The following is a 15,879-nucleotide window of genomic DNA, read 5'->3' on the forward strand; positions in this document are numbered from 1 at the left end:
ACGAAGGACGTGGCAGGTGCCACGCCCTGCGTGGCACCTCCATCTCAGCCTTCGGCTGCCACCAGCTCGGCCAGCTGCACCGCATTGAGCGCGGCGCCCTTGCGGATGTTGTCCGACACGATCCACAGGTTCAGGCCGCGCGGGTGCGACAGGTCTTCACGGATGCGGCCGACATACACCGCATCGGTGCCCGACGCGTGGGTGACCGGGGTCGGGTAACCGCCGGCTTCGTGCTTGTCGACCACTTCCACGCCGGGCGAACGCGACAGCAGCTCGCGTGCTGCATCCGGCGTCACCTTGTCGCGGGTTTCGATGGTGACCGCTTCGGAGTGGCCGTAGAACACCGGCACGCGCACCGCGGTGGGGTTCACCAGGATGCTGTCATCGCCGAGGATCTTGCGGGTTTCCCAGACCAGCTTCATCTCTTCCTTGGTGAAGCCGTTGTCCTGGAAGTCGTCGATGTGCGGGATCAGGTTGAAGGCGATCTGCACCGGGAAGCGCTGCGGGTCGATCTCCTGGAAGCTGAGCAGCTGGCCGGTCTGCTTGCCCAGTTCTTCCAGCGCCGAGCGACCACCGCCGGAGACCGACTGGTAGGTGGCCACGTTGATGCGCTGGATACCGTACTGGCGGTGCAGCGGGGCCAGCGCGACCAGCATCTGCATGGTCGAGCAGTTCGGGTTGGCGATGATGCCGCGCGGGCGGTTCTTCAGCGCCTCGGGGTTCACTTCGGACACCACCAGCGGCACGTCATCGTCGTAACGGAAGGCCGAGGAGTTGTCGATCACCACCGCACCGGCGGCGGCGAACTTGGGGCCGAACTCCTTGGAGACGCTGCCACCTGCGGAGAACAGCGCGATATCCACGCCGTTCGGGTCGAACGTGGCCAGGTCCTGGACCTTGATCTTCTTCCCGTCGAATTCGATGTCGCCACCGGCCGAACGCGAGGAAGCGAGCAGGCTCAGGGTGGCGATCGGGAAGTTGCGTTCGGCCAGGATGGCCAGCATGGTTTCGCCGACGGCGCCGGTGGCACCGACGACTGCGACGTGGAAGCGACGGTCTTGATTGCTCATGGAATTCTCTTTGATGATGTACCGACCAACGGTCGGTACCTACCGTGGTGAAGAAGGGGACACGCGTTGCGGATTGGGCTCGGGGAACCTCACGTGATGGCCGCGCGGTTCCCTATCGTTTGGCGTCGTCGGTTTTTTTGCCGCCCACGGTGGCGGCGCCGGTTTTCACGGCGGCCACGGCGTCGGCGTTGATCGCGCTGGGCGGGTTACCGGCGTTCGCGCCGAGGCCGAGCGCGGCCAGCAGGTTTTCCACGGCCAGCTGCACCATCGCCCGGCGCGTGGCCTGGCTGGCGCTGCCGATATGCGGGGTAAGCACGATGTTGTGCAGGGCCAGCAATTCGGGGCGCACTGTCGGTTCGCCTTCGAACACGTCCAGCCCGGCGGCGGCCAGCCGGCCATGGGCCAGCGCATCGGCCAAGGCCAGTTCGTCGACGATGCCGCCACGGGCGATGTTCACCAGGGTGGCGCTGGGCTTCATCTTCGCCAGTGCGGCGGCGTCGATGATGTGGTGCGAGGACGGGCTGTACGGCAGCACCAGCACGAGGTGGTCGGCCTGCGCCAGCAGCGTGTCCAGCTCGACATACTGCGCGCCTACCTCGGCTTCGGTGGCTTCGGGCAGGCGCGAGCGGTTGTGGTACAGCACGCGCATGCCGAAACCGAGCGCGCCGCGGCGGGCAATGCCCTGCCCGATCCGGCCCATGCCCAGGATGCCCAGTGTGCTGCCATGGATATCGGCCCCGAGCATGGTCTGGAACGACCACTGGCCCCACTGGCCGTCGCGCAGCCAGCGTTCGGATTCGGTGATGCGCCGCGCGGTGGCCATCAGCAGCGCGAACCCGAGGTCGGCGGTGGTTTCGGTCAGCACATCCGGGGTGTTGCTGGCCAGGATGCCGGCCGCGCTGAGCGCGCTTACATCCAGGTTGTTGTACCCCACGCCGACGTTGGCGATCGCGCGCAGCTGCGGCGCGTTGGCGATCTCGGCCGGGCCGATGCGTTCGTTGAGGGTGATCAGCGCGCCATCGACCTGGGCCAGCTGGTCGGCCAGCATCGCGGGCGTGTAGCGGGTGACCTCGTGGGTCATCGCGAGCTCGACATGCTGCCCGAGCTGTTCGATGACGTCATCGAACAGCGGTTGGCTGACCCAGACCCGGGGGCGCGTCTCAGCCATCGATGGAGCCGGGAATGCGTGGCGCGATCTCGCCCACGTCACCGCACTGGGCGCGGTGGCGCAGCGCCTGGTCCATCAGCACCAGCGCCACCATCGCCTCGGCGATGGGCGTGGCGCGGATGCCGACGCACGGATCATGGCGGCCGGTGGTGATCACATCGACGGCCGCACCGCTGGCATCCACCGTGGCGCCGGGCAGGCGCAGGCTGGAGGTGGGCTTGAGCACGATCGAGGCGGTGACCTGCTGGCCGGTGGAAATGCCGCCGAGGATGCCGCCGGCATGGTTGCTGGCGAAGCCTTCGGGGGTGATCAGGTCACGGTGTTCGGTGCCCTTCTGCGCGGCGCTGGCAAAACCATCGCCGATCTCCACGCCCTTGACCGCGTTGATGCTCATCAGCGCCGAGGCGAGTTCGCCATCGAGCTTGCCGTAGATCGGCTCGCCCCAGCCCGGCGGCACGCCATCGGCCACCACGTTGACCCGCGCGCCGACCGAATCGCCGGACTTGCGCAGCGCGTCCATGTAGCTTTCCAGCGCGGGGACCTGTTCGGCCACCGGCCAGAAGAACGGGTTGTCTTCCACCGCCGACCAGTCATGGCCGGTCGGGGTGATCTCGCCCAGCTGCGACAGGTAACCGCGCACGGTTACCCCGAAGCGCTGCAGCAGCCACTTCTTCGCAATCACGCCGGCGGCCACGCGCATGGTGGTCTCGCGCGCGGACGAGCGGCCGCCACCGCGCGGGTCGCGGATGCCGTACTTCTGCCAGTAGCTGTAGTCGGCATGGCCCGGGCGGAACTGCTGGGCGATGTTGCTGTAATCCTTGCTGCGCTGGTCGGTGTTGCGGATCAGCAGCGCAATGGGCGTACCGGTGGTGCGGCCCTCGTACACGCCCGAGAGGATTTCGACCTCATCGGCCTCGCGCCGCGCCGAGGTGTGCCGGCTCTTGCCGGTGGCGCGGCGCTGCAGGTCGTGGGTGAATTCGTCGGCACTGATCTCCAGCCCCGGCGGGCAGCCGTCGATCACGCAGCCGATCGCCGGACCGTGCGATTCGCCGAAGGTGGTGACCGAAAGCAGCTTGCCGAAGGTATTGGAACTCACGGCCGCTGCGCTGCCAGTTCGGTGATGCGGGCGCTGTGGGCGATCAGCTCGCGGCACTCGACCGCGAAGATGCCCATCTGGCCGACCTTGAATTCAACCCACGCAAAATCGACTTCCGGCAGCAGCTTGACCAGGTGCTGTTCGGATTCGCCCACTTCGCAGATCAGCAGGCCGTCTTCGCTCAGGTGCAGCGGGGCGTCGCGCAGGATCTTCAGTACCAGGTCCAGGCCGTCGTCGCCGGCACGCAGGCCCATTTCGGGCTCGTACGAGTATTCCTTCGGCAGCGCGTCGGTTTCGTCGTTGGTGACGTACGGCGGGTTGGTCACGATCAGGTCGTAGTGGCGGCCGGTGAGGCCGTTGAACAGGTCCGACTTGAGCAGGGTGACGTTGTGCGCCTGCAGGCGTTCCTTGTTCTCTTCAGCCAGCGACAGGGCTTCATCGCTGAGGTCCACGCCGTCCACTTCCCAGTTCGGGTAGTAGTGACCCATGGCGATGGCGATGCAGCCCGAACCGGTGCACAGGTCCAGCGCGCGGTGTACGTCGCGGCCGGCCAGCCACGGCTCGAAGCCGGTTTCGATCAGCTCGGCGATCGGCGAGCGCGGCACCAGGGCACGGCGGTCGCTCTTGAAGCTCAGGCCGGCGAACCAGGCTTCACCGGTCAGGTAGGCGGCCGGCAGGCGCTCGCTGATGCGGCGCTCGAACAGCGCCAGCACGTCGGCCTTCTCCGATGCGAGCACGCGGGCGGCGCCATAGGCCGGGCCCAGGTCGTGCGGCAGGTGCAGCGCGTGCAGGACCAGCTGGGTGGCTTCGTCCAGAGCGTTGTCGTAGCTGTGCCCGAAGGTCAGCCCGGCGGCGTTGAAACGGCTGGTGCCGTAGCGGATCAGGTCGATGATCGTATGGAGTTCGGCGGCCGTTTCGGCGGTCATGGCAGGGCAACAGACAAAGTGGCCCCAGATTATAGGCGCTGCGGCGCAGCACGGCATCCGTTGCAGCGGAAACGGAAACCGCCGCCCCCCATCCCCTATCATGGAGGCCCCTTCGGGTACGGGCCTTTCATGTTCAATCGCAATGTCGGCATCATCCTGCTCATCGCGCTGGCCGCCGGGCTGGGCCTGGTCGTCGCCCAGAAGGTGTTCGCGCCCAAACCGGCCGGCAACCGCCCGGCCACCGAGTCGATCACCTTCTACCCGCAGCCGCGCCCGCTGCCGGACTTCAACCTGGGCCAGTCCGACGGCACCCGGCTGATTCCCGGCGAGCTCAAGGGCCACTGGACCCTCGTGTTCCTGGGCTTCCTGTCCTGCCCCGACATCTGCCCGACCACCCTGGCCGACCTGGCCCAGGCCCAGAAACAGTGGGAAACCCTGCCCGAGAGCCTGCGCCCGCGCCTGGTGTTCGTCTCGGTGGACCCCGAGCGCGACACCCCGGCACGCCTGGGCGAATACGTGCATGCCTTCCACAAGGACACCCTGGCGGCCACCGCCGACGTGCCTTCACTGGAGCGCTTTGCCACTGCGCTGGGCTTCGTGTTCCAGAAGGTGCCGGGCAAGGGTTTTGAAGAGAATCCGCAGGACTACACCCTGGAACATTCGGCCAGTCTGGCCGTGTTGGACCCGGACGGCAGGCTGGCCGGCCTGATCCGCCCCCCTTTCAACCCGCAGGCCATTGCCCGCGACCTGAACCTGTTGACCGAGAAATCCGCCCCATGAGCCTGACCACCACGCTGAGCTACGTCCTGCCCCACCGCCTGCTGTCGTCGATGGCGCGGCGCCTGGCGTATTCCAGCAACCCGCGGATCTCGCGCTGGCTGATCGACACGGTGACCGAAAAGTTCGGGGTGAACCTGGCCGAGGCGGCCAATCCCGACCCGCGCAGCTATCCGACCTTCAACCAGTTCTTCACCCGCGCCCTGAAGCCCGGCGCCCGCGTGCCCGACGCCGGCGCCCGCACCCTGGTGATGCCGGCCGACGGCCGGATCAGCCAGCTGGGCGCCATTGAGGACGGCCGCATCTTCCAGGCCAAGGGCCAGTCGTTCACCGCCGCCGAGCTGCTGGGCGATGCAGCCGACGCCGAGGTGTTCCACCACGGCCTGTTCGCCACCGTCTACCTGTCGCCGAAGGACTACCACCGCGTGCACATGCCGTGGACCGGCACCCTGCGCGAAACCGTGCACGTGCCCGGCCGCCTGTTCAGCGTGGGCCCGGCGGCAGTCAACAACGTCCCGGGGCTGTTCGCCCGCAACGAGCGGCTGGTCTGCCATTTCGATACCGACTTCGGCCCGATGGTGCAGGTGATGGTGGGCGCGCTGCTGGTGTCGGGCGTGGAGACGGTCTGGGGTGGCGAAGAGATTCCCGCCTATGGCGATTCCATCACCCGCAAGGATTACCGCGGCAAGGGCATCACCCTGGAACGGTTTGCCGAGATGGCGCGCTTCAATTACGGCTCGACGGTGATCGTGCTGCTGCCGCCGGGCGTGGCGGATTTCGCCCCGCACCTCGATGCAGAACATGCCGTGCAGCTGGGCCAGGCGTTGGCCACCCTTCGGTGAGGGCAGCCGCGCAGGGCGCGGCTCTACACCCCAGGCGCAATGAAAAACGCCCCGTTTCCACGGGGCGTTTTTTTTCAAGCATTACCCGGATCGTGCGCGAACTCGACGGGCCCTACATCCATCCCGTCGTAATCCTCGACCCCGTTGGCTTCGGCCAGCGCCTGCAGCTCGTGGTTGCGCTTGTCCAGCGACGCTTCGCTGTGGGTTTCCACCCGCTCCACGTGCAGCACGTGGTACTCCGCTTCGCCTTCTTCCAGCTCCGGCTCGAACACCTCGACCACGGTGTAGCCCTCCCCTTCCAGCACCCTGGCCAGCCCGTGCAGCGGCTCCGGCGTGGTGTTGACGAAGAAGTAACCCCACACCAGGTTTCCGTTGAGGTCCCAGTCGGTGTTTTCACGGATGTTGGCGAACATCTCGTTGATTGCGGTGATATCCATCAGTGTTCCCCGGAAGTTATTTACCGCAGCCCTGCAGCTTGATCGACTGGCCTTGGCGCAACGCATACGCGGGCGCCTTGAGCCCATTGGCCTTGGCCAGCTCACGCACATCGCAATCGAACTTGTCGGCGATCCGGCCCAGGGTCTCACCCTTGCCCACCTTGTGGCTGCGCACCGGCTTGGCCTTCGGCTTGGGCGCCGGTACTGCCACCGGCGCAGCCGGGGCGGTGGCCACCGGGGTGCTGGCCTGCAGGCCGGCCACCGGCACCACGCTGCCCACCGCCACGTTGCCGGTGTAGCTGGCCACGGTCGGACGGACGATGGCCGCATTGAGATCGGCGGTGATCAGCGTGCGCGCCAGGTCCGCGCGCGGACCGCTGACGCAGTAGCGGTTGTACAGCCCGGCAATGCGGGTGGTGGCGTTGATCAGCGTGCCGGCCGGGATCCAGCCGTCGGCTTCATAGCGCGGGTTGAGGTTGCGCAGCGCGCGCATGTAGCCGTCGCGGGTGCCAGTGCTGCCCAGGCAGATGGTCAGCTCATAGATGGTGGTGGACTTGGCCAGGCGGATGGTGGCCGGCTGCGCACTGACCTTGGGGAAGTCCACGCCGTACTGCTGCGGGTGCAGGTAGATCCACGCGGCGGCGATCACCATCGGCACGTAGTCCTTGGTTTCGGCCGGGAACTGGTTGTAGACGCTGTCCACCCAGAAGCTCTGCCCCACGTTCTGGCGATACACCCGCCCGGCACGGCCTTCGCCACCGTTGTAGCCGGCCAGCGACAGCTCCACGTTGTTGTTGAGCTCGCGCATGCGCTCGTTGAGGTAATTGGCACTGGCTTCGGCGGCGCTGCGCGCGTCGAAGCGGGTGTCGAAGCCGGTGCCGTCCGGACCCAGCCCGAAGCGGCGGCCGGTGGCCGGCATGAACTGCATCAGCCCGGCGGCGCCGGCGCGGGAGGAGGCGTGCACGCGACCGTTGGACTCCTTGGCCATGATCCCGAACAGCAGCGCCTCGGGCAGGCCGCGCTTTTCCCACTCCGGCCACATCACCGCGCGCAGGCTCTGGTAATTCTCGTAGGAGTTCATCAACGCCGGGCGCATGTCGGTCAGCCAGCGGCGGATGCCGGCCTGCACGGCCGGGTTGTATTCGACCATGCTGTCGAAGGCATGGCGCTTGTCGTTGAGCAGCGCGGCCGCACGCGCCGCTTCGGGCACATCGGCGGTCAGCGGGCCCACATGGTCCGGGTCAGCCTCCAGCAGGCCGCCATCGACCGGGATCGCATCGCTGTCGTCACCATCGCGCGCGTCTGCATTGTTCTTCAGCAGGCGCTTGTAGGTCACCAGCAGGTTGCTGACCTGGCAGCCCTTCTGCGCAATGCAGGCGCTGATGACATCTTCCATGTCCTCCAGCGCGGCATCGCCCTCGTTCTTGCCCTTGGGGTCGGCGTTGTTCACCAGCACCAGCGCATCGGCATAGCGCTTTTCGGCCGCGGCCATGCGCTGCTCCAGGGCTTCGACCTTGACCTTGTCACGGGCGGAGACCCGCTGGGCATGGGCCTCGGGCACGAACGACAGCAGGGAAGCGAGCGCCAACAACGGCCAACCGCGGGCAAGCAGGACAGGAACGGGCATTTTTGGCACTGTGGGCGAAAGACAGGGCAGAGTAGCCGTGCCACTCGCATCGGGGCAACCCGGTCAGGTGGCCGATACCCGCCGACGTTTAGAATCCTGCCCATTCACATAGCCCGTCCACAGAGCGAGTTGACCATGGATCCGATCCTCCTCGGCAAAGGCATTACCGACGATGTCCCCGTCACCCTGCAACCGAAACTGGGCAACCGCCATGGCCTGGTGGCCGGGGCAACGGGTACGGGCAAGACCGTCACCCTGATGACCCTGGCCGAAGGCTTTTCGCGCATCGGCGTGCCGGTGTTCCTGGCCGACGTGAAGGGCGATGTCTCCGGCCTGGCCGTGCCCGGGACCGGCACCGAGGCGCTGCTGCAGCGCGTGAAGGACATCGGCGTGGCCGACTACGCGCCGGCCGGCAGCCCGACGATCTTCTGGGACCTGTACGGCAAGCTGGGCCACCCGGTGCGCACTACGGTGAGCGAAATGGGCCCGACCCTGCTGGCGCGCATCCTGGAGCTCAACGACACCCAGTCGGGGGTGCTGGACATCGTGTTCAAACTGGCCGACGACCGTGGCCTGTTGCTGCTCGACCTGGACGACCTGCGCGCCCTGCTCGGCCTGGTGGCCGACGAGCGCAAGGACATCTCCACCGAATATGGCCTGGTCAGCGCGCAGACGGTGGCGGCGATCCAGCGTTCGCTGCTGCGGCTGTCGCAGGACGGCGGTGAATCCTTCTTTGGCGAGCCGGCGCTGGAGCTGGCCGACCTGATGCGGGTCAATCACGACGGCCGCGGCGTGATCGGCATCCTGGCCGCCGACCAGCTGGTGCTCAAGCCGCGCCTGTACTCGACCTTCCTGCTGTGGCTGCTGTCGGAGCTGTTCGAGACGCTGCCGGAGGTGGGCGACCTGGACAAGCCCAAGCTGGTCTTCATCTTCGACGAGGCGCACCTGCTGTTCGACGACGCGCCGGCCGCGCTGGTGCAGCGCATCGAGCAGGTGGTGCGGCTGATCCGCTCCAAGGGCGTGGGCGTGTATTTCTGCTCGCAGTTCCCCGACGACGTGCCGGCCAACATCCTGGGCCAGCTGGGCAACCGCGTGCAGCACGCGCTGCGGGCGTTCACCCCGCGCGACCAGAAGGCGGTGAAGATCGCCGCCGAAACCTTCGTGCCGAACCCGAAGCTGGACGTGGTGGCGGCCCTTTCCCAGCTGGGTACCGGCGAGGCGCTGGTGTCCACGCTGCAGGACAAAGGCATCCCCTCCCCCGTGCAGCAGACCCGGATCGCCCCGCCGCGCTGCCGGATGGGCGCGATCACCGAGGCCGAGCGTGCGCAGGTACGCGCCGGCAGCCCGGTCGGCAGCCGCTACGACACCGCAGTGAACCGCGAATCGGCAGCGGAGCTGCTGGCCCAGCGCGCGGCCAAGGTGGTGGAACAGCCCGACGCGCCCAAGGCGCGTACCCGTGAGCAGGATGAGCAGCAGGAAGGCGGCTTCGGGCAGTCGATCAAGGATGCGATCTTCGGCACAAAGCGCCGCCAGGGCATGATCGAAACGATGGCCAAGCAGACTACCCGCACCATGGGCACCAAGCTGGGCAACCAGATCGTGCGCGGCATCCTGGGCGGCATTTTCGGGGGCAAGCGCTGACCGATGTCGCGTTGGCGTCCCCCTGCGGAAAAGAGCACGGCCCTGATCACCGCACAGGGCCACCAGCGGCTGAAGAGCGAGCTGGACGAGCTGTGGCGCGTGCGCCGGCCGGAGGTGGTCAAAGCATTGGCCGCGGCCGCGGCGGAGGGCGACCGCTCGGAGAATGCCGAGTACACCTACCGCAAGAAGCAGCTGGGCGAGATTGACCGGCGCGTGCGTTACCTGACCAAACGGCTGGAGTCGCTGCGGGTGGTGGATACCGTGCCGACCGACCCGCAGGCGGTGTTTTTTGGCGCGTGGGTGGAGCTGGAGAACGTGGACAGCGGCGATGTCAGCCGGTATCGCATCGTGGGCCCGGACGAGACCGATGCGGGTGCCGGGTGGATCAGCATCGATTCGCCGTTGGCGCGTGCGTTATTGAAGAAGCGCGTGGATGATGAGTTCGAGGTGGAACTGCCGAGCGGGCGGACCGGGTTTGCGATCCTGGCGGTGGAGTATCCGGGTGGATGATACGAAGGCGGTTACGACGTTGGTTGCAATGCGTTACCGGGCGTTGAACCGTTACGGGCGGTTGTTTGGGAACCAACCCTACCAGTGCATGCACGGCTGGTAGGGTCGCATCCCGATCGACTGCCGTGGAACATGCCGCGTTCGATGGTGGCATGAACGTCGGCGAAGAGCGCGTTTGAGGTTGCTTCCAGTGCGCTACCGGACGGTTAAGGGGTACACCCTGCCCGCTCGGGCTGGCCGGAAATACTCGATCCGCTGATAGAACGCGTGGTCCTGATCGGCATGCCAGCCGGGAATGCCCATCAACGGGAGCGGACGCAGCTCCAGCGGGTCATTGAGCACGTCGGCACGCGCGATCGCCTGCGCTACCTGCTGCACCACCAGCGCATCATCATCGCCCTGCACCACCACACATTTTCCCACCAGCAATCGCGAAGGCAGCAGCGCCTGTTCCATCAACGCATGGCCGAACACGGCAGACACGGCGATGTCGCCGCTACGCCACTGCGCCGCGCCGTCGACGAACAGCGCCTGCCAGTCGTGGTGATCCCAGGCGTGCAGCAACGACGCATCGCGCACCCGCACGATCACGCCGGTTTCGTCGAACTGGGTCAGCGCGGCCTGCGCGCGGGTGCGCTGGCCGGGCGGGTGGCGCCCGATGTCCTGGCATTGGCGCGCATTGAGCGCGATCTTCACTGCCGGGTAGCGCGCCCACACCAGTGCATTGAACAGGTCATGCCAGTTGCACGGCCGCGTGGCGATCCGCCCGCGTGCGATGCGTTGTTCGTAGTGCAGGCCGTCGGCCAGCAGTTCGTCGTCCTGCGCCACCAGCTGCTTTCCCGATAAAGCGAGCTGCCGGTTCAACGCGGAAATGGTTGGCCAGTCGGCGGCCACCAGCAGGCCCTGGTAATCCGCGAACGCGGCGAACAGCGGATGGGCGAAGCTAGCCCGATCCACGTCGGCGCGCGCCGGCGCGATGAAACGCCGGCGGCCGACCGCCCCGGGGGCGGCCGCGTCGGTCACAGCACCTTGAGGTCGAGCAGTTTCTTTGCCGCACTCTCGTCGATCAACGCGTCGCCGTAGAGGTCGTGGTCGTCGCTCTCGGTGATTTCCACGTCCACGAACTGGCCCACGCGCAGCCTGGCTTCATCGGCGTTCTGGATATGCACCAGGCCGTCGATCTCCGGCGCATCGGCCTTGGAACGGGCCACCGCGATGCCGTCTTCGATCGCATCGACCAGGCACTGCTGCACCCTGCCGATCTTGGCTTCCAGGCGCGCAGCGGAAATGTCGGCCTGGCGGGCCATGAAGCGCGCCAGGCGCTCCTGCTTCACTTCTTCGGGCACCGCGCCGGGCAGGTCGTTGGCGGTGGCGCCGGTGACCGGCGAATACGCGAACGCGCCCACGCGATCCAGCTGTGCCTCATCCAGGAATGACAGCAGTTCTTCAAACTCGGCTTCGGTCTCGCCGGGGAAGCCGACGATGAAGGTCGAGCGCACGGTGATGTCCGGGCACAGCTGGCGCCAGCGCTGCACGCGTTCCAGGGTCTTGTCGACCGCACCCGGGCGCTTCATCAGCTTGAGGATGCGCGGGCTGGCGTGCTGGAACGGGATGTCCAGATACGGCAGGATCCGGTTTTCGGCCATCAGCGGGACCACGTCATCCACGTGCGGGTACGGGTACACGTAGTGCATGCGGGTCCACGCATCGAGCTCGGACAAGCCTTCGCACAGCGACTTCATGCGGGTCTGGTAGGCCTTGTCGCGCCACATGCGCTCGGCGTACTTGACGTCCACGCCGTAGGCCGAGGTGTCCTGCGACACCACCAGCAGTTCCTTCACGCCGCCACGCACCAGCCGCTCGGCTTCACGCAGCACCTCATCGACCGGGCGCGAGACCAGCTTGCCGCGCATCGAGGGAATGATGCAGAAGCTGCAATGGTGGTTGCAGCCCTCGGAAATCTTCAGGTAGGCGTAGTGGCGCGGGGTCAGCTTGATGCCGTAGTCCGGGACCAGGTCCACGAACGGGTCATGCTTGGGCGGCAGCGCGGCGTGCACCGCCTCCATCACGCTGGTGTAGTCCTGCGGGCCGGAGACCGCCAGCACGTCCGGGTAGGCCTTGCGGATCTCTTCCGGGCGCTTGCCCAGGCAGCCTGTGACGATCACCTTGCCGTTGGCGTTCATCGCCTCGCCGATCGCATCCAGCGACTCGGTCACCGCCGAATCGATGAAGCCGCAGGTGTTGACCACCACCACGTCGGCCGAATCGTAGGAAGGAACGATGTCGTAGCCCTCGGCCCGCAGCTGGGTGAGGATGCGCTCGGAATCGACGAGGGCCTTCGGGCAGCCAAGGCTGACGAAGCCGACTTTGGGGTTCAGCTGGGACATGGATCGCGGGACTCTGGGGGCCTGGGCCCACGCCGGAATGGCGCGGGGACCTGGGGCCGGAAACGGCGGCAAGTATACCGGCGTTGTGGCTCGAGCCCTGAATGCACCGGCTGCCCGGGCAACGCCAACCGCCAATCCGTGCATGCCCGCGACACCCCGCTAACCTGCAGCACGCCGATAATGAACGCCTGAACCAACAGGAGTCTGGCAATGGGTGAGTGGGTCACGCTTGATACGCATCACGGTCCGGTCCGGGCCTGGCAGGCCACGCCGGAGGGCAAGCCCCGCGGGGGCCTGGTGGTCATCCAGGAGATCTTCGGCACCAACGCGCACATCCGCGAGGTGGCCGAGGGCTTCGCTGCGAAGGGCTACGCGGTGCTTGCCCCCTCCTTCTTCGACCTGGTCGACGGGGCGGATTCCGACCCGGATGCCCTGCCCTATGACCCGGACGGGGTGAAGCAGGGGTTGGAACACGTCAATGCGCTGGGCGTGGAGAAGGCGCTGGAAGTGGTCCGCGCGGCCGCCTCGCGGCTGGCGCCGGCCGGCAAGGTCGGCACCGTGGGCTACTGCTGGGGCGGCAGCATCGCGCTGCTCTCGGCCATGCGACTGGGCCTGCCGTCGGTCAGCTACTACGGCGCGCGCAACGTGCAGTTCCTGGATGAGACGCCCAAGGCCCCGGTCATGTTCCACTTCGGCGCGCAGGACAAGAGCATTCCGCCCGAGGCCATCCAGGCCCACCGCGAGAAGCTGCCCAAGATGGCCACCTTCGTCTATCCGGCCGACCACGCCTTTAACCGCAGCGTCGGACATGCGTATGATCCAGACAGCGCCGAGCTGGCGCTGACACGCACCCTGGACTTCTTCTCGGAGCATCTTGGATGAGCGATTTTGAACTGGATTCACGCCTGGCCGCCAACAGTGTGCTGGTGGACCAAGGCCCGTTGTCGCAAGTGCGGTTGATGAACGACGAACGGTTCCCGTGGCTGGTGCTGGTGCCGCGCGTGACCGGCATCACCGAATGGCTGGAGCTCGACGGCAACCAGCAGGACCAGCTGCGTACGGAATTGAACCGATGCTGCCGGGCGCTGAAGGGCACCGACGGGGTGGAGAAGATCAACTTCGCCACGCTGGGCAACATCGTGCCGCAGCTGCACTTCCACGTGGTCGGCCGACATGTGGGCGATCCGGCGTGGCCGGCGCCGGTGTGGGGGCATGGCCAGGCCCATCCGTTCGACGCGGCCGTGCTGCAGGAGCGTGTCGCGATGTGGAAGGAACGGCTAGGATATTCGCCCCAGCCCTAAGCGGACCCTGCCCCTGATGCGCTCCAACCTTGTCGCCGCCATCGTCCTGATCCTCGTCGGCCTGTTCCTGCTGGCCAGCAACCTGGGCTGGACCAACATGAACCTGGGTCGCCTGATCCTTACCTGGTGGCCGGTGATCCTGGTGGCAGTGGGGATCGGGTTGTTGTTCGGACGCGGGAAATAACCCCAAAAAAAAGCGCGGAGAGATCCGCGCTTTTTTATTTGCCCTGCCGGTCAGGTGCGCGGCAGGGTCACGCCGGTCTGGCCCTGGTACTTGCCGCCGCGATCCTTGTAAGAGGTCTCGCAGATGTCGTCGCTATCGGCCTGGAAGAACAGCATCTGGGCGACGCCTTCGTTGGCGTAGATGCGCGCCGGCAGCGGCGTGGTGTTGCTGAATTCCAGGGTCACGTGGCCTTCCCACTCCGGCTCCAGCGGGGTCACGTTGACGATGATCCCGCAGCGCGCGTAGGTGCTCTTGCCCAGGCACACCACCAGGGTGTCGCGCGGAATGCGGAAGTACTCCACGGTGCGCGCCAGCGCGAAGCTGTTGGGCGGGATGATGCACTCGTCGCCCACGATGTCCACGAAGCTGCCCGGGTCGAAGTGCTTGGGGTCGACGATGGTGGAGTTGATGTTGGTGAACACCTTGAACTCGCGCGAGCAGCGCACGTCGTAGCCATAGCTGGAAGTGCCGTAGCTGACGATGCGCTGGCCGTTGGCCTGCTTGACCTGGCCGGCTTCGAACGGCTCGATCATGCCGTGCTGTTCGGACATGCGGCGGATCCAACGGTCACTCTTGATGCTCATGGGGAGTCCTGGGTGCGGGAATGGGCGATTCTAGGCGATCAGAGCAGCGAGGACAGGATCGGAATGCTGGCGCGCGGGCGCTTGGCCACTTCCTCCACCAGCCGCTCGGCGGCGCGCAGGTAAGCCTGCGCGGCCGGCGACTCCGGCGCGGCGGCGGTGATCGGGGTGCCGGCATCGCCCTGCTCGCGGATGCCGATATCCAGCGGCAGCGAGCCCAGCAGGGGCACGCCGTACTGCGCAGCCATGCGTTCGCCACCGCCATCGCCGAACAGGTGTTCGATGTGGCCGCAGTTGCTGCAGGTGTGCACGGCCATGTTCTCGACGATGCCCAGCACCGGCACCTCGACCTTTTCGAACATCTTCAGCGCTTTCTTCGCATCCAGCGTGGCGATGTCCTGCGGGGTGGTGACGATGACCGCGCCGGCCAGCGGAATCTTCTGGGTCAGGGTCAGCTGGATGTCGCCGGTACCCGGCGGCAGGTCGATCAGCAGGTAGTCCAGGTCATCCCAGAGGGTGTCGTTGAAGAACTGGGTCATGGCCGAGGTCGCCATCGGACCGCGCCAGATCATCGGCGTCTCGTCCTCGATCAGGTAGCCGATCGACATGGTCTCCACGCCGAACGCGCGCAGCGGCTCGATCGACTTGTTGTCCGGGCTTTCGGGGCGGCCGCTCAGGCCCAGCATCATCGGCACGCTGGGGCCGTAGATGTCGGCATCCAACAGCCCGACCCGTGCGCCCAGGCGGGCCAGCGCCACGGCCAGGTTCACCGCCGTGGTGGATTTGCCCACCCCGCCCTTGCCTGACCCGACCGCGATCACGTTGCGGACGCGCGGATGAAGGGTCAGGCCCTTCTGCACCTGGCTGGCATGGGGACGTCGAGACGGGCTGGCACTCACTGCGGGAACTCCGGAAAAGCCGAACGGGACAGCCCGCCACTATACAGGGCGACCCTGCGCTGCCAGGCCGCTGTCCTGCCCTGTCCCGGGTGCTGTCCCGGAAACGGCTTTCACGACATTGGCACGTCAGGAACGGATTCCGTGGTGCGGTGCGGCCAAAAAATGAACCGTGCATCCGTCACGGCAAGGAGGGAATGGTTTCATCACAAACCATTATTAAGTTATTACTTTTCAACATGTTACAGCCCAAATGAGAACGAAAGCTGGTGTTTGCTTATCTTGTCTTTATGACCTCTTGATGAACAGTTGACAGGGCGCGTTAAGCCCGTGTTAACCTCGAATCATCAGCTCGTGAAGCTGGTGAACAGGGGGGCAGCCATTGCCAAGACCTGAT

Annotated in this window: 17 protein-coding genes; 7 read left to right on the forward strand and 10 right to left on the reverse strand. The window is 66.5% G+C overall.

Features of this window, described 5'->3' with window-relative positions; translation table 11 throughout:
* Positions 1–44 precede the first annotated feature (44 nt).
* The 4 genes from V9K91_RS06965 to prmB all read right to left on the reverse strand — a co-directional run bounded on the left by V9K91_RS06965 (position 45) and on the right by prmB (position 4,260).
* Positions 45–1,070: an aspartate-semialdehyde dehydrogenase gene (locus V9K91_RS06965; protein ID WP_068853455.1), complete on the reverse strand. Its 1,026-nt coding sequence runs from the start codon at positions 1,068–1,070 to the stop codon at positions 45–47.
* A 112-nt stretch (positions 1,071–1,182) separates the two neighbouring features.
* Entirely contained in the window at positions 1,183–2,238 is a 1,056-nt protein-coding gene (locus V9K91_RS06970) for a D-glycerate dehydrogenase (RefSeq protein WP_249832860.1), read from the reverse strand.
* Positions 2,231–3,334: a chorismate synthase gene (gene aroC, locus V9K91_RS06975; RefSeq protein WP_095363468.1), complete on the reverse strand. Its 1,104-nt coding sequence runs from the start codon at positions 3,332–3,334 to the stop codon at positions 2,231–2,233. Before aroC ends, V9K91_RS06970 begins: the two co-directional genes overlap by 8 nt.
* On the reverse strand, positions 3,331–4,260 hold the full coding sequence (prmB, locus tag V9K91_RS06980) for a 50S ribosomal protein L3 N(5)-glutamine methyltransferase (protein WP_095363469.1): 930 nt from the start codon (positions 4,258–4,260) through the stop codon (positions 3,331–3,333). The genes aroC and prmB overlap by 4 nt, the downstream gene beginning before the upstream one ends.
* A 129-nt stretch (positions 4,261–4,389) precedes the next feature.
* Here prmB and V9K91_RS06985 point away from each other — a divergent pair, with 129 nt between their 5' ends.
* Both V9K91_RS06985 and asd read left to right on the forward strand, forming a co-directional pair.
* Entirely contained in the window at positions 4,390–5,040 is a 651-nt protein-coding gene (locus tag V9K91_RS06985) for an SCO family protein (RefSeq protein WP_068853463.1), read from the forward strand.
* Entirely contained in the window at positions 5,037–5,879 is an 843-nt protein-coding gene (gene asd, locus V9K91_RS06990) for an archaetidylserine decarboxylase (RefSeq protein WP_249832862.1), read from the forward strand. The genes V9K91_RS06985 and asd overlap by 4 nt, the downstream gene beginning before the upstream one ends.
* A gap of 74 nt (positions 5,880–5,953) precedes the next feature.
* On the opposite strand, the gene V9K91_RS06995 is transcribed toward asd, so the two are convergent.
* Together V9K91_RS06995 and V9K91_RS07000 are read right to left on the reverse strand one after the other, a co-directional pair.
* On the reverse strand, positions 5,954–6,316 hold the full coding sequence (locus tag V9K91_RS06995; protein ID WP_068853467.1) for a ribonuclease E inhibitor RraB: 363 nt from the start codon (positions 6,314–6,316) through the stop codon (positions 5,954–5,956).
* A gap of 16 nt (positions 6,317–6,332) precedes the next feature.
* Positions 6,333–7,943 (reverse strand): transglycosylase SLT domain-containing protein, encoded by a 1,611-nt coding sequence (locus V9K91_RS07000; RefSeq protein ID WP_093533390.1) that lies wholly within the window; start codon positions 7,941–7,943, stop codon positions 6,333–6,335.
* A 135-nt stretch (positions 7,944–8,078) separates the two neighbouring features.
* Here V9K91_RS07000 and V9K91_RS07005 point away from each other — a divergent pair, with 135 nt between their 5' ends.
* Both V9K91_RS07005 and greB read left to right on the forward strand, forming a co-directional pair.
* Positions 8,079–9,584, forward strand: a complete 1,506-nt coding sequence (locus V9K91_RS07005) for a helicase HerA-like domain-containing protein (protein ID WP_095363471.1) — start codon at positions 8,079–8,081, stop codon at positions 9,582–9,584.
* 3 nt (positions 9,585–9,587) lie between these two features.
* Entirely contained in the window at positions 9,588–10,094 is a 507-nt protein-coding gene (gene greB, locus V9K91_RS07010; protein ID WP_068853474.1) for a transcription elongation factor GreB, read from the forward strand.
* Positions 10,095–10,289: 195 nt separating this feature from the next.
* Here the strand turns inward: greB and V9K91_RS07015 are convergent, their stop codons facing one another.
* Together V9K91_RS07015 and rimO are read right to left on the reverse strand one after the other, a co-directional pair.
* Complete coding sequence (locus tag V9K91_RS07015) at positions 10,290–11,117, reverse strand: DUF3025 domain-containing protein (RefSeq protein ID WP_068853477.1); 828 nt, start codon at positions 11,115–11,117, stop codon at positions 10,290–10,292.
* Positions 11,114–12,481 carry a 30S ribosomal protein S12 methylthiotransferase RimO gene (rimO, locus tag V9K91_RS07020; RefSeq protein WP_336443250.1) on the reverse strand — a complete coding sequence of 456 codons (1,368 nt, stop codon included), beginning with the start codon at positions 12,479–12,481 and terminating at the stop codon, positions 11,114–11,116. Before rimO ends, V9K91_RS07015 begins: the two co-directional genes overlap by 4 nt.
* Positions 12,482–12,691: 210 nt before the next feature.
* Here rimO and V9K91_RS07025 point away from each other — a divergent pair, with 210 nt between their 5' ends.
* From V9K91_RS07025 to V9K91_RS07035, 3 genes are read left to right on the forward strand one after another with little or no spacing between them, the layout of a single operon-like run.
* A complete protein-coding gene (locus tag V9K91_RS07025) occupies positions 12,692–13,363 on the forward strand; it encodes a dienelactone hydrolase family protein (RefSeq protein WP_068853480.1) in 672 nt (223 codons plus the stop codon).
* A complete protein-coding gene (locus V9K91_RS07030) occupies positions 13,360–13,782 on the forward strand; it encodes an HIT family protein (protein ID WP_068853482.1) in 423 nt (140 codons plus the stop codon). The genes V9K91_RS07025 and V9K91_RS07030 overlap by 4 nt, the downstream gene beginning before the upstream one ends.
* 16 nt (positions 13,783–13,798) lie before the next feature.
* The gene (locus V9K91_RS07035) at positions 13,799–13,966 is read left to right on the forward strand and encodes a DUF5668 domain-containing protein (RefSeq protein ID WP_093533394.1); all 168 of its coding nucleotides are present in this window, start codon (positions 13,799–13,801) and stop codon (positions 13,964–13,966) included.
* Positions 13,967–14,016: 50 nt separating this feature from the next.
* On the opposite strand, the gene dcd is transcribed toward V9K91_RS07035, so the two are convergent.
* Positions 14,017–14,589 (reverse strand): dCTP deaminase, encoded by a 573-nt coding sequence (gene dcd, locus V9K91_RS07040; RefSeq protein WP_068853484.1) that lies wholly within the window; start codon positions 14,587–14,589, stop codon positions 14,017–14,019.
* A gap of 38 nt (positions 14,590–14,627) precedes the next feature.
* Positions 14,628–15,446: an iron-sulfur cluster carrier protein ApbC gene (gene apbC / locus V9K91_RS07045; protein WP_093533396.1), complete on the reverse strand. Its 819-nt coding sequence runs from the start codon at positions 15,444–15,446 to the stop codon at positions 14,628–14,630.
* Between the last annotated feature and the right edge of the window lie 433 nt (positions 15,447–15,879).

Origin of the sequence: Stenotrophomonas sp. CCNWLW57, assembly GCF_037203925.1 — a bacterium.
GTDB classification, from domain to species: domain Bacteria; phylum Pseudomonadota; class Gammaproteobacteria; order Xanthomonadales; family Xanthomonadaceae; genus Stenotrophomonas; species Stenotrophomonas rhizophila_A.